Below are 6050 nucleotides of genomic sequence, written 5' to 3'. Positions count from 1 at the left end.
GATCTCCGCTTCACGCAGCTTGCCGATGATCTCTTCCGGCCTGTGCTTCCTTGCCATTCCATTCCTCCTTCGTGACCAATTCTAAAATAGAAATTGGGCCACTCAGAAGGGGGCAGATCAGTCGGAAAAGCCAGCCTGAGCGGACAAAGCGCTGCCCATGGTTGGAGCGTGAGGAGATATTGGCCCAGACGTTCTTGCCAACGACAGCTTTACGGATGGCGTTGCTGTCGCATACGCCGTCACAGAGCAAGGTTGCCTCCTTCAGGATTGCTTCCAGCAGAAGCGCGGCTTCGCGAGGCCCGTGGACCGGACCACCAGTCAGGCGCCGCGCGAAGGCACGATCATCAGCAAGAGTGAGCGTTTAAACCTTCCCGCGTGGCCGACATCGGAACGTGCCATGCCGTTATCGTCGGATCTCTCTCTACCTATCGTACCGTGTGGCCGACGCGGACATAGTCGGATCCAATCATAACGATCGCGCCGGCTGAAACCGCAAGGAGCAACCGACCCCACGCCCTAATTTTGCAGCGGCGGACGAAACGGGGTCAGCAGGTCGCCGAAAGAGCATGGCGCCAGGAGATATCGACCAGCGGAGAGCGGGGGGCGCCACTGAATGCCCTTAAGCACTCAACAATCATCGACAGGGGAAAGTTGCGTAGTATGTCGGATAGCAGCAGTTCATCAACCACTCACCGGCCTGTCAGTTCATATAGCCGCCACCGCAGCAACCCTCAACAGCACTAACAAGCCTGAACACGCAAGCCACCAATCCCCAAGTCAATTTATGAGTTCAAGGCGCAATAGACTGTGGGACTTCAAGAGTCATCCAAGGGCGAGCAGGACTCCCACGCCGATACACATCCATAGAGCAGCGCTGACACCGATGATTATCGTCAATCTGATAGCACCGCTAAATTTGTGGTCGCCATCAACAAGGGTATCGTCAAATTCCTGCGACGTTGGTTGAATTGGTGGATCGATCGAAATGTGTCGTGTTCCGGCACCGAATTTCGGCCACACTACTGAACTTGTCTTGATCAGGTCTCGCAGCTTCACATCGCTCATAGGCTCTGAAAATGTGGCTCCATAGAACTTTCCACTGTTCCAGACAGTCCTGCAAATTTTGGTTATCTCGCCCGGCATTTCAACAATCAGATAGGCCCCGGTTCCTAGCGGCTGTTCAGTTTCGAGCAGCATGCCGGAAGATGACAGATCAAGGATCGTCAATAATTGGTCTGAAGGTTTACCGTCGAGCCTGCGCGCGCCAAGCTGAACTCGCCAGCGCTCCTCGCAACGATGGTCGCCTGCCTCTTCACGGATTAGGGGTGCTCGGAACGCCAAATCTAATCACCTCATCTTTCAAGGAGTTTGGCAATTCTGTTCTTTACTAAGCTCTAATGCGACTCTGCGGGCAAATGCATATGGCTTACGCTTAAGGGAAAATACGCAGCCGGTAATTTGTCGTTTACCATGATTTCCATGCGAGGTTGCTCCGCACAGAAAAGGGGTAACACGATGCAGAGCGAAGATTTCTTATCCAGCAAGGCTATGCTTCATGTTGTTGAAGCTGACATGAATGTCCGGGCTGAGTTGTTCCGGTTGGGGCTATCGCTTGGTTATCACTGCGAGATCTTTGCCGACTTTAACGAGCTAGCCACCCACCCTCCCCGATCAGGAATCATCCTATTGAGAGATCGGCCGGAAGATGGTGGTATCGGCTTTGCAATCGATCGGCTTATAAACCTTGGGATTTGGCTGCCGGTGATCGCCATGGATTCTCAGCCGGCGCCGGGCAGGATCGTGCAAGCGATAAAGGATGGCGCCCTTGAGTACCTCTCCTTGCCCCTTGATCCTGAACGGCTCACAGCATGTCTTTCACGTGTGAAGAACGAAGCGAAAGCGGTAAGCGACATTCGTCGACGCACGGTGCATTCACGAACACGGCTAGCGACGCTGTCTTGTCGCGAAAGGGAAGTGCTTGACGCGCTCGCGAACGGCGGTTCGAATAAAGAAATCGCAAGGGAGCTCAATATCAGCCCGCGCACAGTCGAGATCCACCGCGCCAATATGATGGGAAAGCTGGGGGCTAAACATGCAGCCGATGCAATCCGGATAAAGCTTGAACATGAAATCGGCCGGATGTCACACTATTCCTAGCCATAGGATGAGGCGCACCAATGAAATCGGCACATCATCTTCCGCAAGTCACTTACATTGAAGAATTAGGCAACCTTCTTGATATTATTAATTTTGAATAGGACGATTTTCATATCGCCAGGTACGCTAGATTGAGTGAAGAAAAGAAATAATCTGCAGTCGAGAAGAAAGGCGGAACGACTGCGAGCCAAGAAATATTCGAATTTTACGTCCTCCAACCCCACTAAAATCTCAATGATTCTAGCACTATATCGATAGGAGCGGAGGGATAAAATCACTTCGAATGCACATCCGGGTCACAAAACGCCTGCGCTAATAGTACATCCGCGATGCGGCGACTGGCGCTGCCATCACCGTAAGGATTATGGGCCCGCGCCATCGCATTATACGCGGCCGGATCATCAAGCAGCCTGGCAGTCTCGCACACGATCCGTTTCGCATCAGCCCCGACCAAACGGCCAGTGCCGGCTGCAATGCCCTCTGGCCGTTCAGTCGTATCACGCATCACCAAGACCGGCTTGCCGAGGCTGGGGGCTTCCTCCTGAATTCCGCCTGAGTCGGTCAGGACGATGTCGCAGGCGGCCATCATCGCCACGAAATCGAGGTAATCGAGCGGCTGGATCAGAGCGATGTTGTCATGGCCCGAAAGTGCCGGACGCATGACCTCGGCGACATTTGGATTGGGGTGCAGCGGATAGATGATCGCGACGTCGTCGCGCGCGGCAAGGAGCTGCAAGCCTTGTGCTATCTGTTCCATTCCTGCACCGAAATTTTCTCGTCTGTGGGCGGTTACAGCGATGATCCGCTTTCCACTGAAGCGCGTCTTAAGCGGCGCAATTTTTGGTGCGAGGCCAGGATCGACTGCTATTCTCGCTTGGGCAAATAGTAGCGCATCGATCACGGTATTGCCGGTGACATGTATGGATCTTTCGTCAACGCTCTCAGCGCGCAAAGCTGCTGCGGCCGTCTTCGTGGGAGCAAAATGCAGATCCGCAACCACTCCCGTAACCTTACGATTCACCTCCTCTGGCCAAGGCGAGTAGATGTCTCCGCTTCGCAAGCCAGCTTCGACATGACCCACTGGAATCCGCCGGAAGTAGCACGCCAAGGTAGCCATCATTGTCGTCAGGGTGTCACCATGAACCAGCACACGATCAGGCCGCAAGCTGTCGAGCGCCTCCCCGAAGCGAGTGAGGATCCGGCTCGCCAGTCCGTCCAGTGACTGGCCGGGCTCCATTAGGTCGAGGTCGAGGTCAGGCCTGAGAGAGGCGAGTGCCAGTACGGAATCGAGCAATTCGCGATGCTGCGCGGTCACCACCACCTTCACATCGAACCGGCCAGTGTCTTGCAGCGCGGCGACCACCGGGAACATCTTGATTGCTTCGGGCCGTGTGCCGAAGGTGACGAGAATACGCGGCTTCGCGCCAGCTTCGCACATCACTTCAGCATACCCCGTGTATCGAACACCAGCTTGCCTGCCAGATCGGCGGGGGCGAGATGCCTGAACGCGGTGTGATCAACAAGCACTACCACAATCTTGGCTGCCCTGATCGCCGCATCAAGTGTCACCAGACGTGCGCCCGTTTCGGCAAACGTTTCGGGCAGATCCTCGGTGAAGGGTTCGACTAACAGGACGCGTTCGCCGTGGGTGTGGGCCAAGGCCGCGGCAATCTCTAGCGCGGGGCTTTCGCGGAAGTCGTCGATGTCGGGCTTGAAGGCAAGGCCGAGCAGCGCAACCTTGCCGTCGGGCGAAGCCTCTATCAGCGCGCGGATGCGTTCCTCGGTGTGAACAGCTTTATGATCATTGACCTCGCGCGCAGTGCGCACCAGCCGCGCTGCTTGAGGTGCACCCGCTACAAGAAACCACGGATCGACAGCAATGCAATGCCCGCCCACGCCGGGGCCGGGCCGGAGGATGTTGACGCGCGGGTGACGGTTGGCCAGTCGGATCACATCCCAAACATCGACACCGATCACATCGGCAATCATCGAGAGTTCGTTGGCAAAGGCGATATTCACATCGCGGAACGAGTTTTCGACCAGCTTGACCGTCTCGGCGACGCGCGCGGTCGTGTAGAGGCAGTCACCCTTCACGAAGCTGGTATAGAGCATCGCCGCTCGCTCGGCACAGGCCGGGGTTACACCGCCGATGACGCGATCATTGTGCACCAGCTCGTTGACGATCCGTCCCGGCAGCACGCGTTCCGGGCAATAGGCGAGCGCAATGTCCGCCTCATCGGTGGTGCCATCTCGTGGCACAACGATATCGGGACGCAGTTCGGCGATGATTTCGGCCACGCGTTCGGTGGTGCCGACCGGCGAGGTGCTTTCGACGATCACGCAGGCCCCAGGCTGGATCTTGGGTGCCATCGCACGAGCGGCAGCTTCGACATACGAAATATCGGGCTGGTTGTTTTCGCGCAGAGGAGTGGGTACCGCGATCATGTAAAAGCTGGCACTCGGCACTTCGGTCGAGGCTACCAGTGTCTGTCCGGCAATCGCATCGTGCACCAGCTTATCGAGATCGCGCTCCTCGATGTGTACCCCGCCAGCATTAACCGTGTCGACCACGCGCTGCGACACGTCGACACCGCAGACGCTCCAGCCATATGAGGCAAGCAGCGCGGCGGTGGGCAGTCCGATATAGCCGAGGCCAATCACCGCGACCTCATAGTCAGGCGCGCGATGCTCGCCTGCAGTCTTGCCGAGCGTGTTAGCGGCTTTGAAAGGAGCGTTCATGCAATTGTCGTCCCGGTTGCAGAGACCGCAATGGCCGCAAAGCCCTTAAAATCGCGTTAGGCTTGCCAAGAACTTACGGTTGTGTCCTGGCCCAGCGCAAACCAGCAGCTGGCTGATGCCGACCGAAACGGCCTGCTAACATGTCGGACTGTCAATCGGCATTCAATCGCCGCTCTATCGGCGCTAAAGGGCATCCTTGTAGTTGCGAGGTTTGGTTGATGTTTGGCGCGGTGTTCGCGCGGTTGGCGGCGTGGGCAAAGCGTGTCCCAACCGGGGTCAGCAGCGCGAAGGCGTTTTCTATTTGGTTGCTCTGCCATCTGAATTTTGGACCATTTGCAGGTAGAGATTTCCGCCGTAGCCATCCTTAGCTGGGCTAGGAATTACGGCACGACGGCATCACAGCTCAAGGACGCACAGAAGGCGTTCGTCATCAGGCAGTATGAACAGGGAACGGCTGTTGCTGAAATCTCCTGCAAGGCAGGCGTCAGCTAGGCGCCGTAGTTCAATTAGAAGAAGAAAGACGCTGGGCTGATGCCATCGGAATTACGGCGTCTGCGCGAGCTCGCGGGCGGGAACAGCCGGGTGCACAAGATCAAGGCCGAAGACCACCGCTGATCGCGAGGAACCGAACAGCGCTTGTTGCGCTTGGTTCAATGCCGGGTGAGGTTCGTCTGCTAGTCGGCCCAGGCTTCATCCTGCCACCATAGTCCTGTTGGCGTTCACTTGGGGAAGTTCGTGCGGATTTGCTCGAGATGCACGTCGAAGCCCACTTTAAGAGCGGAGGGTCCTCGAACTTCGCGAACGCAGCACAGATGCAAACAACAGCCAAGCATACTATCCCGGCGTCGTTCAGGCAGGGATTGCCTTTCAGGATTGCCTAAGGTCACAGCTGCGGGCGGATGCTGCACTTCCTCGAGAAGGCGGCACTCAACGCTCCACAGAAACGGCTCAACCGACCCAAAGGGTTTTGCGACCAGGTTGACCGGCCCCCACTGAGTGGTCCGTGTTGATTGTTAGTGCAAGATTGTCTCCGGCGCCATGGCTGACCGGAGGTGAAGCGGAGCGGAACCGGAGGACAGCCATGGCGGCGTGGCCGTTTCCGGAGCCGGAGGCCGATAGCCCAGGGAGCTGTGCGGCCTTACGGTGTTGTAATG

General features: G+C 56.9%; 4 protein-coding genes and 1 pseudogene. 1 reads left to right on the top strand and 4 read right to left on the bottom strand.

The features are described 5' to 3' along the window. Positions 1-822: 822 nt before the first annotated feature. A complete protein-coding gene (locus OIK40_RS14975) occupies positions 823-1341 on the bottom strand; it encodes a hypothetical protein (protein ID WP_273679168.1) in 519 nt (172 codons plus the stop codon). Between the two features lie 174 nt (positions 1342-1515). Between OIK40_RS14975 and OIK40_RS14970 the strand changes: the two genes are divergently transcribed. Then, positions 1516-2157, top strand: a complete 642-nt coding sequence (locus OIK40_RS14970; RefSeq protein WP_273679167.1) for a response regulator transcription factor — start codon at positions 1516-1518, stop codon at positions 2155-2157. A 274-nt stretch (positions 2158-2431) separates the two neighbouring features. Here OIK40_RS14970 and wecB read toward each other — a convergent pair whose 3' ends face one another. The 3 genes and pseudogenes from wecB to OIK40_RS14950 form a co-directional block, all read right to left on the bottom strand. After that, on the bottom strand, positions 2432-3595 hold the full coding sequence (gene wecB, locus OIK40_RS14965; RefSeq protein ID WP_273679166.1) for a non-hydrolyzing UDP-N-acetylglucosamine 2-epimerase: 1164 nt from the start codon (positions 3593-3595) through the stop codon (positions 2432-2434). Next, on the bottom strand, positions 3595-4896 hold the full coding sequence (gene wecC, locus OIK40_RS14960; protein WP_273679165.1) for a UDP-N-acetyl-D-mannosamine dehydrogenase: 1302 nt from the start codon (positions 4894-4896) through the stop codon (positions 3595-3597). Before wecC ends, wecB begins: the two co-directional genes overlap by 1 nt. A 1013-nt stretch (positions 4897-5909) precedes the next feature. Continuing rightward, positions 5910-6050, bottom strand: a pseudogene (locus OIK40_RS14950) (IS3 family transposase); the annotation flags it as partial.

This window comes from Erythrobacter fulvus, assembly GCF_028595285.1.
Lineage (GTDB): Bacteria > Pseudomonadota > Alphaproteobacteria > Sphingomonadales > Sphingomonadaceae > Erythrobacter > Erythrobacter fulvus.
This window is presented reverse-complemented; position numbering and strand designations above follow the sequence as displayed.

Bases quoted from the DNA above. Each gene is read 5' to 3' on its own strand.
- OIK40_RS14970 (WP_273679167.1), top strand. From the start codon at position 1,516: ATGCAGAGCGAAGATTTCTTATCCAGCAAGGCTATGCTTCATGTTGTT.
- wecB (WP_273679166.1), bottom strand. From the start codon at position 3,595: ATGTGCGAAGCTGGCGCGAAGCCGCGTATTCTCGTCACCTTCGGCACA.
- wecC (WP_273679165.1), bottom strand. From the start codon at position 4,896: ATGAACGCTCCTTTCAAAGCCGCTAACACGCTCGGCAAGACTGCAGGC.